The 18,484-nt window shown below is 35.2% G+C and carries 14 protein-coding genes; 3 read left to right on the top strand and 11 right to left on the bottom strand.

Annotated elements, in window-relative coordinates; translation table 11 throughout:
• The 3 genes from CCS90_RS15230 to dcm all read left to right on the top strand — a co-directional run.
• Window positions 1–89, top strand: an 89-nt coding sequence (locus CCS90_RS15230) for an integrase core domain-containing protein (protein WP_143751563.1), incomplete at its 5' end; no start/stop codon positions are given.
• Window position 90: 1 nt separating this feature from the next.
• The gene (locus CCS90_RS13340; protein ID WP_099020068.1) at window positions 91–582 is read left to right on the top strand and encodes a hypothetical protein; all 492 of its coding nucleotides are present in this window, start codon (window positions 91–93) and stop codon (window positions 580–582) included.
• Window positions 583–687: 105 nt separating this feature from the next.
• A complete protein-coding gene (dcm, locus tag CCS90_RS13335) occupies window positions 688–1,923 on the top strand; it encodes a DNA (cytosine-5-)-methyltransferase (RefSeq protein WP_099020067.1) in 1,236 nt (411 codons plus the stop codon).
• Window positions 1,924–1,940: 17 nt separating this feature from the next.
• Here the strand turns inward: dcm and CCS90_RS13330 are convergent, their stop codons facing one another.
• The 11 genes from CCS90_RS13330 to CCS90_RS13275 all read right to left on the bottom strand — a co-directional run bounded on the left by CCS90_RS13330 (window position 1,941) and on the right by CCS90_RS13275 (window position 18,374).
• A complete protein-coding gene (locus tag CCS90_RS13330) occupies window positions 1,941–2,705 on the bottom strand; it encodes an Eco47II family restriction endonuclease (RefSeq protein WP_099020066.1) in 765 nt (254 codons plus the stop codon).
• A gap of 162 nt (window positions 2,706–2,867) precedes the next feature.
• The gene (locus tag CCS90_RS14970) at window positions 2,868–3,035 is read right to left on the bottom strand and encodes a hypothetical protein (RefSeq protein WP_162846910.1); all 168 of its coding nucleotides are present in this window, start codon (window positions 3,033–3,035) and stop codon (window positions 2,868–2,870) included.
• 228 nt (window positions 3,036–3,263) lie between these two features.
• Window positions 3,264–5,177 (bottom strand): DUF262 domain-containing protein, encoded by a 1,914-nt coding sequence (locus CCS90_RS13320; protein WP_099020065.1) that lies wholly within the window; start codon window positions 5,175–5,177, stop codon window positions 3,264–3,266.
• Window positions 5,178–5,226: 49 nt separating this feature from the next.
• Window positions 5,227–8,382 (bottom strand): type I restriction endonuclease subunit R, encoded by a 3,156-nt coding sequence (locus CCS90_RS13315; RefSeq protein WP_099020064.1) that lies wholly within the window; start codon window positions 8,380–8,382, stop codon window positions 5,227–5,229.
• Window positions 8,379–9,728: an FRG domain-containing protein gene (locus tag CCS90_RS13310; protein ID WP_099020063.1), complete on the bottom strand. Its 1,350-nt coding sequence runs from the start codon at window positions 9,726–9,728 to the stop codon at window positions 8,379–8,381. The genes CCS90_RS13315 and CCS90_RS13310 overlap by 4 nt, the downstream gene beginning before the upstream one ends.
• Window positions 9,725–11,155, bottom strand: a complete 1,431-nt coding sequence (locus tag CCS90_RS13305) for a restriction endonuclease subunit S (protein ID WP_099020062.1) — start codon at window positions 11,153–11,155, stop codon at window positions 9,725–9,727. The genes CCS90_RS13310 and CCS90_RS13305 overlap by 4 nt, the downstream gene beginning before the upstream one ends.
• The gene (locus tag CCS90_RS13300; protein ID WP_211337075.1) at window positions 11,148–12,863 is read right to left on the bottom strand and encodes a class I SAM-dependent DNA methyltransferase; all 1,716 of its coding nucleotides are present in this window, start codon (window positions 12,861–12,863) and stop codon (window positions 11,148–11,150) included. Before CCS90_RS13300 ends, CCS90_RS13305 begins: the two co-directional genes overlap by 8 nt.
• Window positions 12,864–13,569: 706 nt before the next feature.
• Entirely contained in the window at window positions 13,570–14,955 is a 1,386-nt protein-coding gene (locus tag CCS90_RS13290; protein WP_133566551.1) for a hypothetical protein, read from the bottom strand.
• A 4-nt stretch (window positions 14,956–14,959) separates the two neighbouring features.
• Window positions 14,960–15,958 carry a hypothetical protein gene (locus CCS90_RS13285; RefSeq protein WP_133566552.1) on the bottom strand — a complete coding sequence of 333 codons (999 nt, stop codon included), beginning with the start codon at window positions 15,956–15,958 and terminating at the stop codon, window positions 14,960–14,962.
• Window positions 15,959–16,257: 299 nt separating this feature from the next.
• The gene (locus CCS90_RS13280; protein WP_133566553.1) at window positions 16,258–16,782 is read right to left on the bottom strand and encodes a hypothetical protein; all 525 of its coding nucleotides are present in this window, start codon (window positions 16,780–16,782) and stop codon (window positions 16,258–16,260) included.
• Complete coding sequence (locus CCS90_RS13275) at window positions 16,782–18,374, bottom strand: tetratricopeptide repeat protein (protein ID WP_133566554.1); 1,593 nt, start codon at window positions 18,372–18,374, stop codon at window positions 16,782–16,784. Before CCS90_RS13275 ends, CCS90_RS13280 begins: the two co-directional genes overlap by 1 nt.
• Window positions 18,375–18,484: the final 110 nt, after the last annotated feature.

Raw genomic sequence — 18,484 nt, 5'->3', positions numbered from 1 at the left:
AAAAATGGAGGAAACATTACAACACTGTCAGACCACATAGTTCTCTGGATTATTTAACACCAGTAGCATTTGCTGAGCAGGCAGCTTAAAATGAATTATCTCATCCAAGCAGTGGTGTTAAGTTTGGGGAAAGGTCATACCCTATCCAATAACACAACTGAAAAAGAAGGTGTTTTATTTCTTTTACAAAATCACACCGGCTTCTTTAAAATTGACTTAGACACTAAAAAGCATTTGTTAGATACATTGAAAATAGATAGGAGATATTTACAGTCATTTGATCTAATTTACATCCCTAACTTAAAAAACCAAAAAGTTAATTCAAAATTAATAAAAACCTACTTAGAAGATATTATTTTCGTAGAACTTAAAACAACTAAGAAATATTTGCCAGACAATCCTAAAGGATTCTTTTTTGGGGCAACGGAAAATGAGTTTAATTTCGGAAAACTGTTAGGTGAAAAATTCTTTTTTTGTTTTGTTACTTTAAATGAAAAAGCACCTTCTTTTGTACTATTAAGCATTGAAGAATTAAACTCAAGAATCAGGAATAAAAGGATTCAATATCAAATAAATTTATAATTAAGACTTATTTGAAAACAAGCTTCTAATTTAATTCCTGAATAAATTCAAAGAATATATCTAAATAACAATTGATAACCATGTATAAGGTTGTATAATGTGGTTATGAAAAAAACATATACTATTTCAGAAGCAGCTGAACTCATAGGTAAAACCCCTGAAACCCTCAGAAGATGGGATAAAACCAATAAATTAAACGCTATTCGTGAACCTATAAGTAATTACAGAGTTTACCACAAAGAGCAGTTAGAAATCTTTCCAGAGTTTTCCGAAAATCAAAAATCAAAACAAAGATCAAACAAAGAAATTCCTGTAAAAGACTTTTCTGCAATTGAGTTATTTGCCGGAGCTGGTGGTTTGGCATTGGGTATGGAAAAAGCCGGAATAAAATGTAAGGTACTTAATGAAATTGACAAGTGGGCATGCCAGACATTAAGAAAAAACCGCCCAGAATGGAATGTTTTAGAAGGAGACATAAAGAATTTTGACTTTAATAAGTATCACAATGAAATTGATATTGTCACTGGTGGATTTCCTTGCCAGGCATTTAGCTATGCAGGAAAAAAACTTGGTCTAGATGATGCTCGAGGCACTCTATTCTACGAGTTTGCCAGAGTTGTTAATGAGGTAAAGCCTAAAATTTGCATTGGAGAAAATGTCAGAGGTTTATTGAATCATGATAAAGGCAAAACTCTAGAAGGAATGATCTCAATCCTTGATGAAATTGGTTATAAAGTAGTATCTCCAGTGCAAGTATTAAAAGCAATAAACTATAAAGTACCTCAAAAAAGAGAACGCTTAATTTTAGTTGGTGTTAGAAAAGACATTAACATTGAATATAAATATCCAGCCCCAGATGACAAAATATATAATTTGGAGGACGCTCTAAAAGTAGGAGACCTTTTTGACACCGATGTACCTGCTTCTGCAGGTGCTAAATACCCTGATCATAAAAAAGAAGTTTTGAAATTAGTTCCTCCTAAAGGATACTGGAGAGACTTGCCCCTAGATATTCAAAAGAAATACATGCAAAAAAGCTTTTATCTAGGCGGGGGCAAAACAGGAATGGCACGAAGGATTGGTTGGGATGAACCCAGTTTAACTTTGACCTGTAGCCCAGCACAGAAACAAACTGAAAGATGTCATCCAGATGAAACTCGACCATTTACAGTTAGAGAATATGCACGCATACAAACATTTCCAGATGACTGGGAAATAGTTGGATCAATGTCACAACAGTATAAGCAAATTGGCAATGCAGTCCCTGTGAACTTGGGAAAAGAGATTGGGTATTCTGTAGTAAAATTTCTAAATGATTATTATGAAAAATATAATTGTTAACTTTGAGTTGTTAAAACTTACTTAATTTTATCAAAACCTAAATAGTAGCTGTAATTTTCAAATGTGATTTCATCCAAAATTGTTCGTTGAGATTTTTTAGCCCCTACACTAATTTCAGTTAATGCAGAATTTTCTGGAATTTTTGATTTTTTATTTGATTTTAAAAATGCATCAATCGCTTTTGGTAAAACCATATACAAATCTAACAAAGCAGTTTTCTCACCTGTTAACATTTGATAAAACTGATCTCCAGAAATTTTAAATACACGACTATGACTGTATTCTTTACCATTTATTATACTTACCCAATGTTCATTAAAACTTTTAGTTGATAATATTTGAACCCAATAACAATTGGCTTGTTTATAAGTATCAGCATAACGAGCTAATTTTTGAAACAAACTTTCTGCAGAACTACTATTCATGGTGTTATGTTTGTTTTTTATATCTGCAAATAAAGTGTCATTTTTGGCCTTTATATCAAAACCACTTAATGTCCCCATTTCATAATTTTTTATCCCACCTAAAATTTCCTCATGAAATGTTCCAATTGAATTATTAATAGATTTATCTATTTGACGACTAATTTCTGCTTTGATTAATGTTTTTTCATCTAAATCGTTAAATCTAGAGTCAAAAGTCAGCTTAATTACATCAATTTTGTTTTTGTAAAACTTCTTTTTACTGATATCTGCTTTTGCTCGGAGATAAGAGTTGTGAAGATTTTCTATACAAGATAACAAGTGTTTATCGGAAATATAGCTTAAATATTTATTTTTCATTTTTTATCAATTTGTGCGGTTGTAATAATGTACCAACTAAAAAAAGATTATATAAATTCTCTGTTACTTACAATCATAAATGAGGTACAGTCATTCCATAGGAATATTCTTACAGACTCATAAGATATTTGCTATAGATAATTTTGACTAAAAAGTCCAAAATCATACTTTTAAATGGCTTTTAATTGAATCTGCATAATAAGCATTCACCACAACTATAGCCGTGCGCGGAAACCAAATGATTTTGATCAGGCGATTGGTCAGCTCGACTTCTTTGACTGAGATTGGTGAGCCTTCGGGGAGGAATATTTGGATGGTTTGGGGTTTCATTTTTTCAGCATACCAAACCTCATCATCGATTCCTCAATAATCAGTCTCTTATCATCAGGGCATTCATATACTCGTTTGTTTGATTTACGGTTGAACGCCCTACGGGGGTTTAGACCGTTGAGCTCTTTGACATGTGCAATCCAACAAGTTTTTACTGACTTATTGTTATTAATTTTAACGTCATTCTGTATTTGTTTATAAGTTGCCATGGTTTTATTATTAATAATCTTAATGGTACTTGATCTTAAAAGTTTCACTGTGTGGTCTGCACCTATCATAATCAAAGCTTCTTATATCAACAGTCCTGATTACTTGGGGATCAAAAGCCCATTCTTTTAAAGCAAAATTAACCAAATTTTCTTCTAATTTATCTAGTAACTTAGTCCAAATTAAAACATCCTTACCCTTTTTTTTATCAAATACTTTTTTGTTTAAATTCTTATAACATTTTTCAACGTTTCTAGTCATATACCTAGTACTCTCATGGTAAGTTTTTAACTTCTCATTTATTGGCTTTTTACCAGCTTCTGAATTATGATCCCTTCGCAAAAGTGTAAAATTACCCAATCTGTTTTTATTGAGACCAATTAAAAATTCAAGTTCTGATCTAGGAATCTTATTAACTTCTAACTTCTTTGACCAAATATGCTCTCTTTCTGAATGGTCGTTCGACTTACCGGACAACCTTTTAGGCATAATATCTTTAAGAGAATGAGTTTGTGTTTTATTATCTCTTAGACTGAGCTCATACCTTGATAAAAAATATAAAAGTCCCTTCCAGTGATAAAAATCCATATTTTCATTTTGCTGTAATATTAGCTTGTTAACAAACAAATCATCCTTAGCATTATCCTCCATGAATTTAATTACATTTTTCTTTAACTCAACTTCACCGAAAATGTTTTTCTTTTCATCAAGTCCTTTGAAATACCAATTTGCCCACTTGTATAATTCACCTTGACCTGTATCATTTCTATTAGCAATTTCGGTCACATAATATCTAAAATTCAAAATTTCTATTAGCCTAATCAATTCAAGAGTATTTTGAGAATCAGTTTGCTTAGTTAAAACAGCTAACACCAGAGGCATTACGCTAGCTTTTGTTATATTCAGTTGAATGGCAAGCTTTTCATACTCATACACCTCATCAGAATTATTACTTCCTTTTTGTGGGTAGGCATTAAATAACTCTTTTATCTTTATACTCGACAAATGGATAAAATCAAAAAAATCAGATAAATACTTAATTTTGTCATTTTCCTTTGCTGACTGGCTTTTTAATGACTTATAGATATGATAACTTTTTGATTTATTTGAAGAACCAAACACTATCCAACAATATCTTAAAAATTCATTTTCTTCTTCAGTAGATACAAAGCCTGCAAATTGCATGTTTTCTAAAACTTCACCCCAATTGTCTTTTATTTTGTTTATGAAAGTTTTATTACTTTCAATTTCTGCAACATACACAAAATAATTTTTAATTTTATCGAGCTCACTTAAACTTTTGCCTCTATTATTGATAACTTCAAACATCCTACCAGCTACTGATTTCACTGCCGGTACAAAAAATATCAGTCCAAGTTGATTCTCAATCAAACTTAGCAATTCAAGCAAATTAGACTCAAATTTGTTTAAATAAAGTTCAACCAGGTCATCAAATTCATTAACAGCATCTAGAATATTCTGATCCTGTTGAATCAACTTTTTATTATCATAAAAACATAAATTCCCGTTAAAAACATTTGCAAGAATTTTACTTTGCAAACCCGACCTAAACACATCTTCATTATTCCTATTTATATAGGTTTTTAATTTCGAATCATGATTTTCAGCTGGAAACTTTTTATGTGAAATAATTGTATTTATAAGTAATAGGAGCGATGTAATTCTTTGCTGACCGTCAACAATTTCATAGTGACAAAATTCATCTCCTTTTACAGCTACTATTGTACCCATGTAATGCTTGTAACTTTCTTCTTGTCGAAAGTCCAAAAGCGATACAATATCTTCCCACAAAGCTGTTCTTTGAGCCTTTCCCCAACTGTACCCTCTTTGATATTCGGGAATCGAAAAAAAATTGCTTTTAAAAAGGTCTTTAAGTGAAATCTGTTGAACACTGACATTTTTTGTTTCTTTCATACGTTTTATTCATTTATTGCTTGCAATTCATTTTTTAAGAGACTCATTTTCATCCACTCCAACCCTGACTCAATACCTCTGCTTGCTTTAAGCATAACTCAATCGCTTCTTCTGCATTGTCAGGTGGATATTTCCAGCGTTTAAGTGCGCGTCTTACCAAGTTTCTCAATCTGGCTCTTACGCTGTCGCGAACTTGCCAGTCTACAGTGGTACTCTTTCTTAATTTTTCAGTGATAAAAATAGCCAACTCTCTGAGATTATTATCACCCAACTCCCTCACAGCTGATTCGTTTTGAATTAATGCTCGGTAGAAGGCTATCTCATCGGCATTTAATCCTGAACTTTGAGCCATTTCTGCATCCTTAACCATATCCATGGCCATTTGGATGAGTTCTTCGATGACTTGTGCGGTTTCAATCGCCCTGTTGTGATATTTACGCAGGGTTTCCATAATGCGGTCTGAGTATTTCTTTTCTGAAACCACATCGGATTTCATCTTGTGTTTGACTTCATCCCTGAGCAGTTTTTCCAACAAGCTGACGGCCAGATTCTTTTCCTCCATATTGGCCACATCTTCAAGGAACTCTATCGACAACAATCCAATGTTTGGCTTGTCCAAACCAACTAGGTTAAATATGTCATCCACACCATCAGAATATATGGCGTTATCAATGATTTGTTTCAGCGCAGAATTTTTCTCTTCTTCGGATAAGCGTTTAGCGACTGTAGTGTATTTTGTAAGCGCCCTTTTTACCGCTTCAAAAAATGCGATTTCTTTGTGTAAAGGTTTGACTTCATCCATGGTGCCACACAATGTATGGGCTGACCGTATTCTAGCCATGATGTCTAAGAAACGTTTTTTACCGTCTAAATCGCCATTATTGTTAGCCAAGGACAAAATATGATTCAGAACTTTTGGTAACAGCAGTAACGCTTTATCCTCGTAATCGCTGTAATCGCAACCATGCATTAAGCCATGCAACTTATCTAGATTCTCTAACAAAATGGCATAAGCCTCACTGGTGTTGTGCGTTGGCTTGCCTTTACCCTTTGAATTGGTATATGTTTTCAGTGCTTCCTTAAGCTCGTTAGCTATGCCAATATAATCCACAACCAAGCCGCCTGGTTTGTCTTTAAACACGCGATTGACCCGAGCAATGGCTTGCATCAGGTTATGACCCTTCATGGGTTTGTCGATGTACATGGTATGACAGTTCGGTGCATCAAAGCCCGTGAGCCACATATCGCGGACAATGACCAATTGCAATGGATCATTGACATCTTTAAACCGTTTCTCAAACTGTTTTTTGGTTTCTTTGTTATAAATATGTGGCTGCATCTTGGCTTTATCCGATGCAGAACCCGTCATCACAATCTTGATCGCGCCTTTTGATGTATCGTCATCATGCCATTCTGGTCGTATTGCAACGATGGCATTGTAAGTATCGACACAAATTTCTCGACTCATACAAACGATCATGCCTTTACCCTTTATTGAGGCCTGACGATTTTCAAAGTGAGCGACCAGGTCTTCTGCCACTTGGTCAATGCGAGCCTGACTGCCGACCAATTTTTCTAAGGCCGACCAATTGGATTTGGTCTTTTCACGTGCTGCGATGTCTTCTTCATCTTCAATCACTTCATCCACATCGTCATTCAATGCCTCAATATCCTCTACATTGATATCGAGTTTAGCCAGTCGTGATTCATAGTAAATCGGCACAGTCGACCCATCATCTACTGCATCTTGGATGTCATAAATAGACACATAATCACCGAATACCGCGCGGGTGTCTTTATCAATTTGGTCTATGGGCGTACCAGTAAAGCCAATAAAAGAAGCTTGTGGTAAAGCATCACGTAAATGTTTTGAGTAACCGTAGGTGTATTCACCCGTCTTCGGATTTAATTTGGCTTTACCGCCATATTGGCTGCGATGGGCTTCATCACTGATGACCACTATATTGTGACGATCACTTAATACCGGATGTGATGACTCATCATTCATTAAAGCGAATTTCTGAATGGTGGTAAAAACAATTCCGCCTGCTTGTCGAGAAGACAAAATATCACGCAACTCATCTCGATCACCCGCCTGTACCGGTGATTGCTTTAAGACTTCTTTGGCCATCTTAAAAGTATTGAATAACTGACCATCCAAATCATTACGATCCGTTACCACCACCAGCGTTGGGTTGTTCATTTCTGGTTGGGCTAAGAGTTTACCTGCATAACAGACCATAGAGATAGACTTACCAGACCCTTGCGTGTGCCAAACCACGCCCGCTTTACCCGATCCTGGCACCACTTCATCACCATAAGTGGCTCTTTTTTCTTTGATCTCATCACTTTGAGTAGACGCTACGACGGTGGCTTTGACCGCTTCTCTGACCGCATGAAACTGGTGGTAAGCTGCAATCTTTTTGATAATCGTGTCGCCATCGGTTTCGAACAAAATAAAATGCTTGATGTAATCCAGAAATAAATCAGGTCGAAAAAAACCTTTTACCAATGTCTCTAATGCGTATTTAAACAACGGCTTGTCGTCTTCATCACTGATCGTACGCCAAGGCATAAAGCGTTCTTTATTGGCTGTTAAGGACCCCACTCTCGCATTCAACCCATCACTGATAATTAAGGCTTCATTGAAACCAAATAAACCCGACAACTCATCTTTATAGGTCTGTAACTGCTGAAAGGATTGCCAAATATCAGCATGATGATCTGCAGGATTTTTCAACTCAAGAACCGCCAATGGCAAACCATTGATAAAAACAATGACATCTGGACGACGATTACCTTTGGTGCCAGTGATGGTGAATTGATTGACCACCAAAAACTGATTGTTGGTGACTTTTTCGAAATCAATCAGCTGTACATATTCAACTTTAGATTTATCGTTCTCTTTATATTCAACCTTAACTCCCTGCAACAACAACTGATGAAAGCTTTTGTTATTTTTAATCAATATTGGCGTTTCGGCTTTACTCAGTTGCAGTACAACTTGTTCTAAAGTAGCGTGTGGAATCTGTGGATTGAAGGTTTGTAATCGATCAAGCAATCGATCATTTAAGATAATTTGGCGGTAATCAAACCTTTCTGGATTGATGCCGTCAGGGGCAATGTCATAACCACAGATATGGTCATAACCGATGGACTGGAACCATTCGATGCAGAGTTGTTCTAGTTGGTCTTCGGTTATCATGCTTCAGTTGAGCCCCAAACCCTTTTGAAAGTTGAACTTTGTGATACTTTCGAATCTCTTTCCTTTTCAAAACTCATTTTAGCAATTTCGTGAGCAAGAGAGTGAGCTGCTTCAGAAATAAAATCATCAGGATAGGCAACTCTTTTAAGATTTCTTCGAATTATATTTTTTAGCCTAGATATTTGAGAATCTCTAACATACCAATCTACACCAGCTTTTTCTTCAATAAATTCTAATGCTTTTTTAGATACAGTTTTTAACTGAGATTCATTTACTGACTTTTCAACATTATCAATTACGAGTAGAGAAGATATTAATTTCTTTAATATTTTGTTAGTTTCATTAATTACATATTCTTTACGAACTTTGTCCTTTGACACAATTTCATTTGAATTTCTATTTTCAATAATTACATTATTTTTAATTGTGTTTGTTGAAGATGATTTATGCTTTTCAATATATTCACTGATCAAATCATTACAATAACCAGATGCTCCAATTACATCTGGAAACAAACTTGCATGATGAATGTTCATTTTTCTTAAATGGAGCAAACAATCACGTCTAATTTCTTTTGAATTTGGTAAGTGCAATTTACAAATATACTTACTAACCTCAGTTGGGTCATCTACGTCAACTTCAGAATCAACAAGGGCTCTAAGCACGGCAGATTCTATAGTTTCACCATAAGGAGCCTGTGTAAAAAGCCCTGCTTGATTTACCAGTCTTCCATGATCATCCTTTGAAGGCTCAACAATTTTTGGATAACCATCTACTAAAGGATCTGTATATTCATCTTCTATTAAATCCTCAATAAATGATTTATTGAGTATATAAATAGAACGACTATAATTAGTTGGGTTACCATCTTTGTCTACCCATGAGTCAGGATCTTCATTAACAAAAGCAAAAAACAGAGCCACATATGGCGCCATGGTCCAGTCCAATAATGGAGTTGCTAAACCGTGGTGCTGACCTATAGCCCAAAGCTCTTCTTCTTGTTCATGTAAAATAGCATTATCAGGAACCCGCCCTCGAATTGACAGTTTAAAATTCCTAATTTGCTTTTTAGCAAACTCTTCTTTAATAGCTCCCGAAATCAACCTATCTAAAGATGGTTGCAACTCCCATTTAAAATTGTGTTGACCACGATATATATACTCAGCACCTTCTTCATCATTTCTATAAGATTTGACAACACTATGAAAGTCTTCCCAATTATCTAACCTTGTAGAAGGTATCAATCCATCAATAGTTTTGTCATAGATGGTAAATTCAGGCCAAGAAGTAAGGTTCTTATAATGATGTATATCTCTTGTAGGATAAATTTGGTCGGAGTCATTCATATTGTTACTTCATTTATAGCTAGATTGCCAGAAAGTAGTTTAGGCAATAAAGCATCTCTCAAATCCATTAGTGTTTTATTCTCTTCACTTATTTCTCTGACTTTTTCATACAAAGGTGAAATAAACTTATAGAAACTATTGTTAATTTTTTTTCCAGCATCTAAAAAAGGAATATTATTCATATTTCCTTGATTAAGTTTTAGTTGAACTGCTCCTGTGATAAATGCAGCTATATTTTGACTTTGGATAAATATCATCAAGTGTTCGGTTGAAACATTGTTTATTCCTTGTAAAACATGTGCGTGATTATTCACCCATGCTTTTCCCCATATATATTGAACAAATGGTGAACCATCTTCTTTAATAACAGAACCGTCTTCTCCGAGTAGTAAATATATATCATCAAAAATATATTCATTTAAATAATCCATGACCGAAGTAGCACCATAATAGGGGATATTACCTGGCTTTTTCTCTTCACGTTTTTTCTTAGACAATGGTACTCTTTTGGAATCGAAACATTTAGACACTTCGCCAAAAGTTTTGACCTCCCACCCCTCAGGTATCTCCCCCAGCTCTGAATCAATCAATGCATCAGGAAATAAAGCGGCAGTGTTTTTGAGTTGTTTTAGTTGTTCTGGGTTAAGTTGGTCGAGTTCTTCTGGGGTTTTGCCGCTGATGGCGGCCATGGCGGCGCGCTCTACTAATTTTTCTTCATCTTCTTTTGAAAAATCAAGCGGCAGATTTTGGTCGCTCCCGGGTATCCTGCCCTCCGCGACACTGGCACGAACCTGTGCCTTGGCGCGGGTGGGTTCGAAATCGACGAACCAGCTTTTAAAGATGGCTTGGGCGATTTGTTCTAGGGTTTGGTTGGTTTGGCGGTTGAGTTCGATTTTTTGATTAATTGAATCAATCATACTCACTATTGATCTTCTTATATGAGGTTCAGGCCATTCAACCTCATAAGAAAAAATATCACTTAGAGTAACACTTGCTTGATTTGCACTTCCCTGAGCAGTCGAGACTAAATACTCGGAGAACAGTTTAGTTTTAAGAGCAATAAATAAGTATTTTTGATCAGTTTCGCACTGACTATTCACCCTAAGAATAACACTGTTTTGATTCATTAGTCCGCCATTCATTTCTGATGGAACACAAATAGTCTTTCCAACAATTGATGCAGGATTTTTGGGCCAAGATCCTACAGTCGCAATAATTACATCATGCGTCTTCAATGCTACTTTTTGATTTTCATTAGCTATTTCCTTGCTGACAAATTTCAAATCAGAAGTATCAATTGAATCATCAGTAAAGTTGCTTACCCTAACAACTGGTATTCCCGTCTCTTGATAGTCTTTGGACTTAAAAGCGAACCCTTTTTGGTGTGTAATTAACTCACCTAATACTTCTCGGGGAAACTTAGACATCGTAACCCAATCCCGCTAAGTTATTTTTAATCTCAGCTTCTAAACGATCCGATTCTTTAAACTGTGTTTTTAATTGACTTGTTAATCGTGCCATTTTTTCGGCGAAGGGTTCTCCATCGTCTTCTTCTGCGACTGCACCCACATAACGGCCTGGGGTGAGGACGTGATCGTGTTTTTGGATTTCGGGGAGTTTGACGCTTTTGCAGAAACCAGGTTCATCCGCATATTCAAGAAGATTCCCGCCTTCGCGGGAATGACAGTCTGGGGAGCATTGCCAAGCATGGAAAGTTTCGGTGACTTGGTTGAGATCATCTTGGGTGAAGTCGCGGAGCACCCGGTCTTTCATGTAACCGAGGTTTCTGGCATCGATAAATAGGACTTCGCCTTTTCTATCTCGTAGTTTTCTGCCTGTTGCACTGGTGCGTTCGCCTTTGTTTTTGGTTAGGAACCAGATACAGGCCGGGATTTGCGTATTGGTGAACAGTTGCCCGGGCAAAGCGACCATGCATTCGACCAAATCATTTTCGACCAAGGCTTTGCGGATATCACCTTCGCCTTTGGTGTTGGAACTCATGGAGCCATTGGCGAGTAATAAGCCTAGACTGCCATTGGGTGCTAAATGGTAGAGCATGTGTTGGAGCCAGGCGAAGTTGGCATTGCCTGAGGGTGGTTTGCCATAGACCCAACGTGGGTCATCGTCTTTGACACCTGTGTCCCATTCTTTCATATTGAACGGTGGATTGGCCATGACGAAGTCAGCACGCAGGTCTGGGTGTTGGTCATTGGTGTAGGTGTTGGCGGGTTCTTTACCGAAGTTAAAGTCAATGCCGCGTATCACCATATTCATGGCGGCTAACTGCCATGTGGTGTGGTTGTATTCTTGACCGTAGATGGAGACTTCACCAATGCGGCCTTTGTGGGCTTTGATAAAGTGTTCGGATTGGACAAAAAAGCCACCTGAACCCATGGCTGGATCATAGACCCGACCTTTAAACGGTTCGAGCATCTGTACAATCAGACTTACAATGGATTTAGGGGTGTAATACTGTCCACCTTTTTTACCTTCAGCTAAAGCAAATTGACCCAAGAAGTATTCATACACATGGCCAAGAATGTCTTTAGAGTCTAAGGATTGGTGTTTAAAGGGTATGGTCGCCACCAGATCAATCAACTCACCAAGCTTAGTCTGGTCAATTTGTAATCGTGTATAGAGTTTATTCAATACACCTTTGAGCTTTGGGTTAACTGCTTCGATGGCATCCAATGCATTGTCGATCAAATGTCCAATGGAACTGAATTTCTTTTTAGTGCCATCCGCTAATGTTATTTCCGCGCCACCGATGACTGTTTTGTTGTTGTCTTGTAAAAACTTCCAACGCGCTTGTTGTGGCACCCAAAACACATTGGCTTCGGTGTAATAATCTCGTTCTTCCAGTTCTGTATTAAGCTCTTGCTGATATTCTTCTGAATCAGCACCATCAAAATCTTCTGGGTCGAGGTAGTAATCATGCTCTGGATCTTGAAATTGTGCTTTAAGCTGATCTTGACGGATATAAAAAGAGTCAGATACGTATTTCAAAAAAACCAAACCCAATACGGTGTGCTTGTATTGTGAGGCATCGAGGGTTGAACGTAATTTATCAGCCGCGTTCCACAGCTTTTTTTCTAAGTCAGTTAGAAACTGCTGGTTTTCATTTATTTCAGTCATTCCTTTTCAGTCCCCTTTTTAACTTGTTCTTTTCATTCACACAATTGAGCAATTAATATACCCAATTGCTCGTACTTTTTCAACGGGTACATGGATGAACATCACAATTGCTTGATTATTTTATTTGAACGGGGTTTTTACGGAGTAAATTGGCATTTTTTGTCAACTTGCATGATTTTTTTTCAATATAATAAAACTTAGAATCCTCAATTTATTACTAATAAACAACAATATGAAACGTCCCTTTTCTCTTTACATCATTATTATTTGGTTTTTTCTTTTATTTGGTACTTTCATTCCTAGGTATAAAATACCAGTGATTGAACTAATAGGTTTGGACTATTACAAATTATCTTTATTTGTCATTTTCTTCATTACATTAGCAATTAGTATTAAGCTGTATAAATGTGACAAGATATATATTTGGTTTGCGATTACGTTTTTTGGGATATTTACAACTATAGTTTATAGTCAATATATATGGAATCTCATCATTTACTGGCAAAACATCAACACAAATCATATTGGGGTGATTTTGATGATCGCTTTAACTATTTATTCCTTTGTATACCTGCTAATACCCAAAAACAGAAAAAAATTAGCTGAAGTCAGAAAACACATTGAAGCTGATGAGGATCGAAAGTTTCTGTTAAAACAGATGAACAGGAATCCATAATAAAAATATGGGTATGCTGTATTTATTAGGTTAATTTAAAACTGACATACATCTGAATTTATCATTGAACTCAAACAGTCCTGAATAACATATTTTATCGTTTTCAAAATATGGAGGACTTTGGTCATAATGATTTAAATAGGGTTGATGTCCCTGCTCTGCTTTTACTATAACTTTTTCGAAAGAACCTTGTTCAACCAATGCATTAAGCAATTGAATTTTCATATTCAATGAATGAATCCGACCTTGGTAGCGAAGGTATATTGACTTATCGTTGGTAATAAAAGAAGCCAGATAGGAAGAGACTGAAGCTCTTATATAATCATACTTTACATTCACGTTTAACTGATCATATTGAATGTAAAAATCGGCTGGAGCTAATTTAGAGTATTCCAAAACTTTGGAAACATATTCGTGATACATGCTGTTCAAAGTTAAGTTGGCTTTGAAGACCAGGGGCATCAATTTCTTGGTTATTGCACTCCCTAAGTATTTATCTGAAGGCTTAATCAAATAATGAGGGTTCTCAGACAGTTCTTGAACTATTTTCATCATCACTCGTAATTCAAATGCAAGCATCTCATAACCTGACAACTCTGTTGCTGTAAGTAACTGTAGTATTTTAGTAGAATTCAGCAGTTCAGCATCGATGTGTTGTAGTTGAAATAGATGCCCAATGAGTTCAATGTTCTTATCAATCAAACTAAGTAAAACCATTTTGTTTAAAGCCGAATTGGTTTTTGAATACATTGTTTTTAAATTCAAAGTGTCATCTTCAAATAATCTTATGAATTCACCATGTTCATGATTAAATAATTTTTCTATCATGACTGCTTGATTAAGCTGGTGTCCATATGTCAACACAGAAACATTTGGCCAAGGCGCTTCAAACTTAGGTATATAAGGTGGTGATGTGTGTTCATATTTTAAAAATTGTTGGTACCTTTCATACATAACATAATCAGTTTTTACATGTTTCAATGCATTCTCAATTTCAAGATATATTGCAGGAAAACAGTCATTGAATGAATATGTACAATAAAAATCTTTGTTGCTGGTACTTATGTATTCGTATTCATACAAGAATGAGCTGTCATACGGTTCCATTTCGTATTTATATCTGGAGTTAGCTTCTACCACCTTTCGTGACATCTCTTTTCCAGTTTCATAGGTATTTTCACTGGCCACATCTATTGCCCATAGGTAAATATAGGCATTATCATCCCAATTTTTTGGTTCGTCATTCTCTAAGAACGTCCTAACGTCTTCCTGCAGTTGGTCATCAACTCCAATTAACAACAATGATAAAAATGTAGCGCCAACCCATTGCATGGCTTGGTATTCTGCACTTGAAAATGATTTTGACTGAACCATGCCGGCGGTTAAGAAGAGGAGAATTAGACTGGCAAATTTCATGAGGTCAATTTAATTTATACACCGCTTGAAAAAGTTCTTGGAACTTAGCTTCTTTCATCCAAAGGTTTTCAAGAGCTAAATTATAATCCATGATAAAGTCGTCATCTTCGCTGAAGAATTCATTACCCTCAAAAAACCATTTATCTTGATTGTAGTTAAGTATGTTTAAAACTTTTCGCGATTGGTCAAGATACGCTATCAATGAGTCTATAGCAAATTCAAGCTGTTCAATCGTAAAATCTGGTGAATAAATGAAATCTTTTACGATTTGATCGTATTGTTTTCGAGACAAATTTAATGGCAGCAATCGTTCACTAATTTGATCTTCCATATTAATAATAATTTCTTTGTATTCAAGAGTTGAAATCAACATGTTTTGAATCGTTTTCAATCGGTTTTGATATACAACCGGATCTACTTTAATCATTGACGGATCCAATACATCTTTTTCTAAAAATCGAGCTATATTATCTTGCCAGTTATTTAGAGCTGGTTCAATTTCTCGTAAATAGGCTTCTTGAATTAGAATAGCTTGTTTGCTTTTACCACTAGAATTTTCAACTTGTTTGTTTATTGTTGCATACATGCTGTCCTTGTATTCTTTATATGCATCTCTGATTTCATCAACAGATGAGTCCTCTTGTTTTAACACGGCATCAAATTCATTTTCAGCTATTTGAAAATCTTGTGACACTGAATTTAATTGATACAATTTATATGAGGAAGAAAGTAATACAAAAATGATGTATAACACCATCAAATTAAATCCCCACTCTCCAATTATTTTATTCTTAAATGAAAACAGCCAACAAACATAGCCAAAAATTGTGCTGATTACTAATGTACCCAGCATTCTTCCGAAGGTGCTACCAAGTACATAACTACTGAATTCTTGTACTGCAAAAAATGAAATAAGGGCTATTAAAATATATGTAAACAAAAAAACATAGTTTGAATACTTAAGTGAAAATATTTTGCTATTTGTTTGGGTTTTTTCAGTCATTCCTTATAACTTTCCATTTTAATTAATCGCTTTAATATGCAATATACTCAAATCAAAACCACATTTCAATTCGTACATGTGTGAACAGAAAAATATTACACGTTTATTTTTGGGATTGGCTTGGAAGTTGTTTGTTTGGTGTTGTTTGTTGTGCTTTATGACACCTGATGTCAATTGCGCTGTGAGTTGCTTCGGTTGGTAAAACGGGGGGGGTGTTTGATGGTGATTATTCTTAAGACGTCTTGTTGTTTGCGTTTTACAAGGGTTATTATTTATGCAATTTAATAAAAAACTCTTATCTACTCAAAATGAATTTGGTTAATAACTTCCATTGATGAAACCAGATTTCCAACAAACTCAACTTCAAACGGAATGCTCAGTGCATATTCAAACCCCTCTGCACTAATTTGAACTTCACGATCATGCCAAGTAACAGACATTGTTCTGATTGGTTCCGAGAGAACAAAGTCCTCATCAAAATATTTGTTATCTTCAAATTTGATTAATACGTTGATAAATTCAGCATCTTCAGCAACAACATACTTGATGTGAATTACATTTTCACTAGTTAGGTCAAGTAACTGCAAAGAATTAACTGGGTGCCATTCACCTTCTGAATGTTTGCTCAAAATATCAAACTCTATATAAACCTTTGTGACATTGTTCGCTGTGTAAAAAGTTTCTTCTAAAAATCCTTGGTCTACTGTTTTATAAGTGAAGTTTTTTCCTTCTTTTATTAACTGATCAATTATCTCTTTGGTATCACTGTTTTTACAACCAAATAAAGTTATCACTAGTATGCTAGATAATAATATTATCCTCATTATAGTTGCTCCCTAATAATCTTTAACTGATTTACAATGTCCGTTCGTTCTGCGGTTATTGCTGCATTTTCTAATTCGATTAATAACAAATCAAGTGGAGTGGATTCCAACTCCCAAGATTCATGAAGGCCATCTGAATATTCAGGATTTAATGTTATGACTGTTTTTACATTCTTAAATGCTTCGTCTAAATTACCTAATTTTATATATGACTTCGCAAGCCAAGCGTAGGAAAATGTATTCAATCCTTCATCATAATCTTTGGTAATTTCAAAATAAGAAACGGCTTCCTTAAATCGATTCTTGAAAAAATAAGCAGTTCCTAAATTATTAAACAATAATTCTGATCCAAAACCTTTATCTATGGCTTTCTCATAAACTGAAATGGCTTCATTAAAACGTTTGTGTTCCATATGGATCCAACCTAAGTTGTTATATGTTCTGCTATTAGGTTGACCAGTGTCGATTGCTTTGTAATAAGATATTACAGCTTTGTCATATTTACCAATTTCACTATTAATATAAGCTATCTGGTTCAATCGATTGGTGTTAACTCCATCTAACTCAATCGATTTATTAATCAGATTTAATGCCTCATCGAAGTGCCCTTGTTCAATATATATTGCAGCTATTCCCTCGTATGAATTTGCATTATTGGGTTCAATTTGTATGGCTTTCTCAAAGTCCAACAAACCCAGTTCCAGATTATCATTCATATAATAGTTCCACCCTCTCAAATTATAGAAATAATCATCATCACGATAGGTTAGCCCTAATGAACTGTATCTGATTGCTTGGCGGTAATCATCATGATCAGAATATATTTTGTCATATAAATAATATATCTCGTAATGAGTTGGGTTAATTGATCGAGAAGCATCTAAATCACCTAATGCAAGTTTCGTTTCACCTAACTTATTGTACCTGTGCGCTCTGGAATATAATAAATTATCATTCAAAGGAGACCGCTCTAAGGCTTGTGTCAAATATCCTATTGATGAATTGTATTCCTTTAATTCATTATAAATTTTAGCTTTAAGGTATAGAATACAGACTTGTTCAGAAGCCTCTGGTGACAATTCTTCAAGTACATTCAATGCTTCGTTGTATTTCTCAACATCATGTAATTCATTCGCTTGATCTAAGAGTTTAAAATCATTGTTCTCTATGATTTTATATTCAATTGTAATTAAACCAGATGATTCATCAAAAGAACCAGAGCCTAATTGATGAACTAAGTCAATTGCATGTTCCATAAACTCCTCATCATCTTCATCGTAGATTTGTTCTTCATTTTCAAGCTGTTCCAATACATTGAAACGACTTCGTTTGGTATTGACTTTTAGTTTAATTTCTTTGTTGGTACAATTCACTTCCGCAAATGTTGGATAAAATGCCAACACAGTTCGATTATCAACACTATCATCGTCACGAAAATATTTGAAATTTAGAGAGTATTGAGATCTATTTTCGGTACTAAGTGTTTTGTTCAAACCATGCACAAATGAATTTTGAATTTCACTTTGGCAAGAGACTAACAGGACTAATATCAACGAACCAGTCACTACTCGGTGACTGATAATTTTCTTCACTAATGTCTTAATTTGAGCTTCCTTTATATTGATTCAGTATTGATGGATAAATTAATTCATCAATATAACGAAACAAACAGCATTAATCAACGAGTTCAACTTTCAACTAC

This window comes from Marinicella litoralis, assembly GCF_002591915.1.
GTDB classification, from domain to species: domain Bacteria; phylum Pseudomonadota; class Gammaproteobacteria; order Xanthomonadales; family Marinicellaceae; genus Marinicella; species Marinicella litoralis.
The sequence above is the reverse complement of the archived record's forward strand: the minus strand, read 5'-3'. Positions and strand labels throughout refer to the sequence as shown.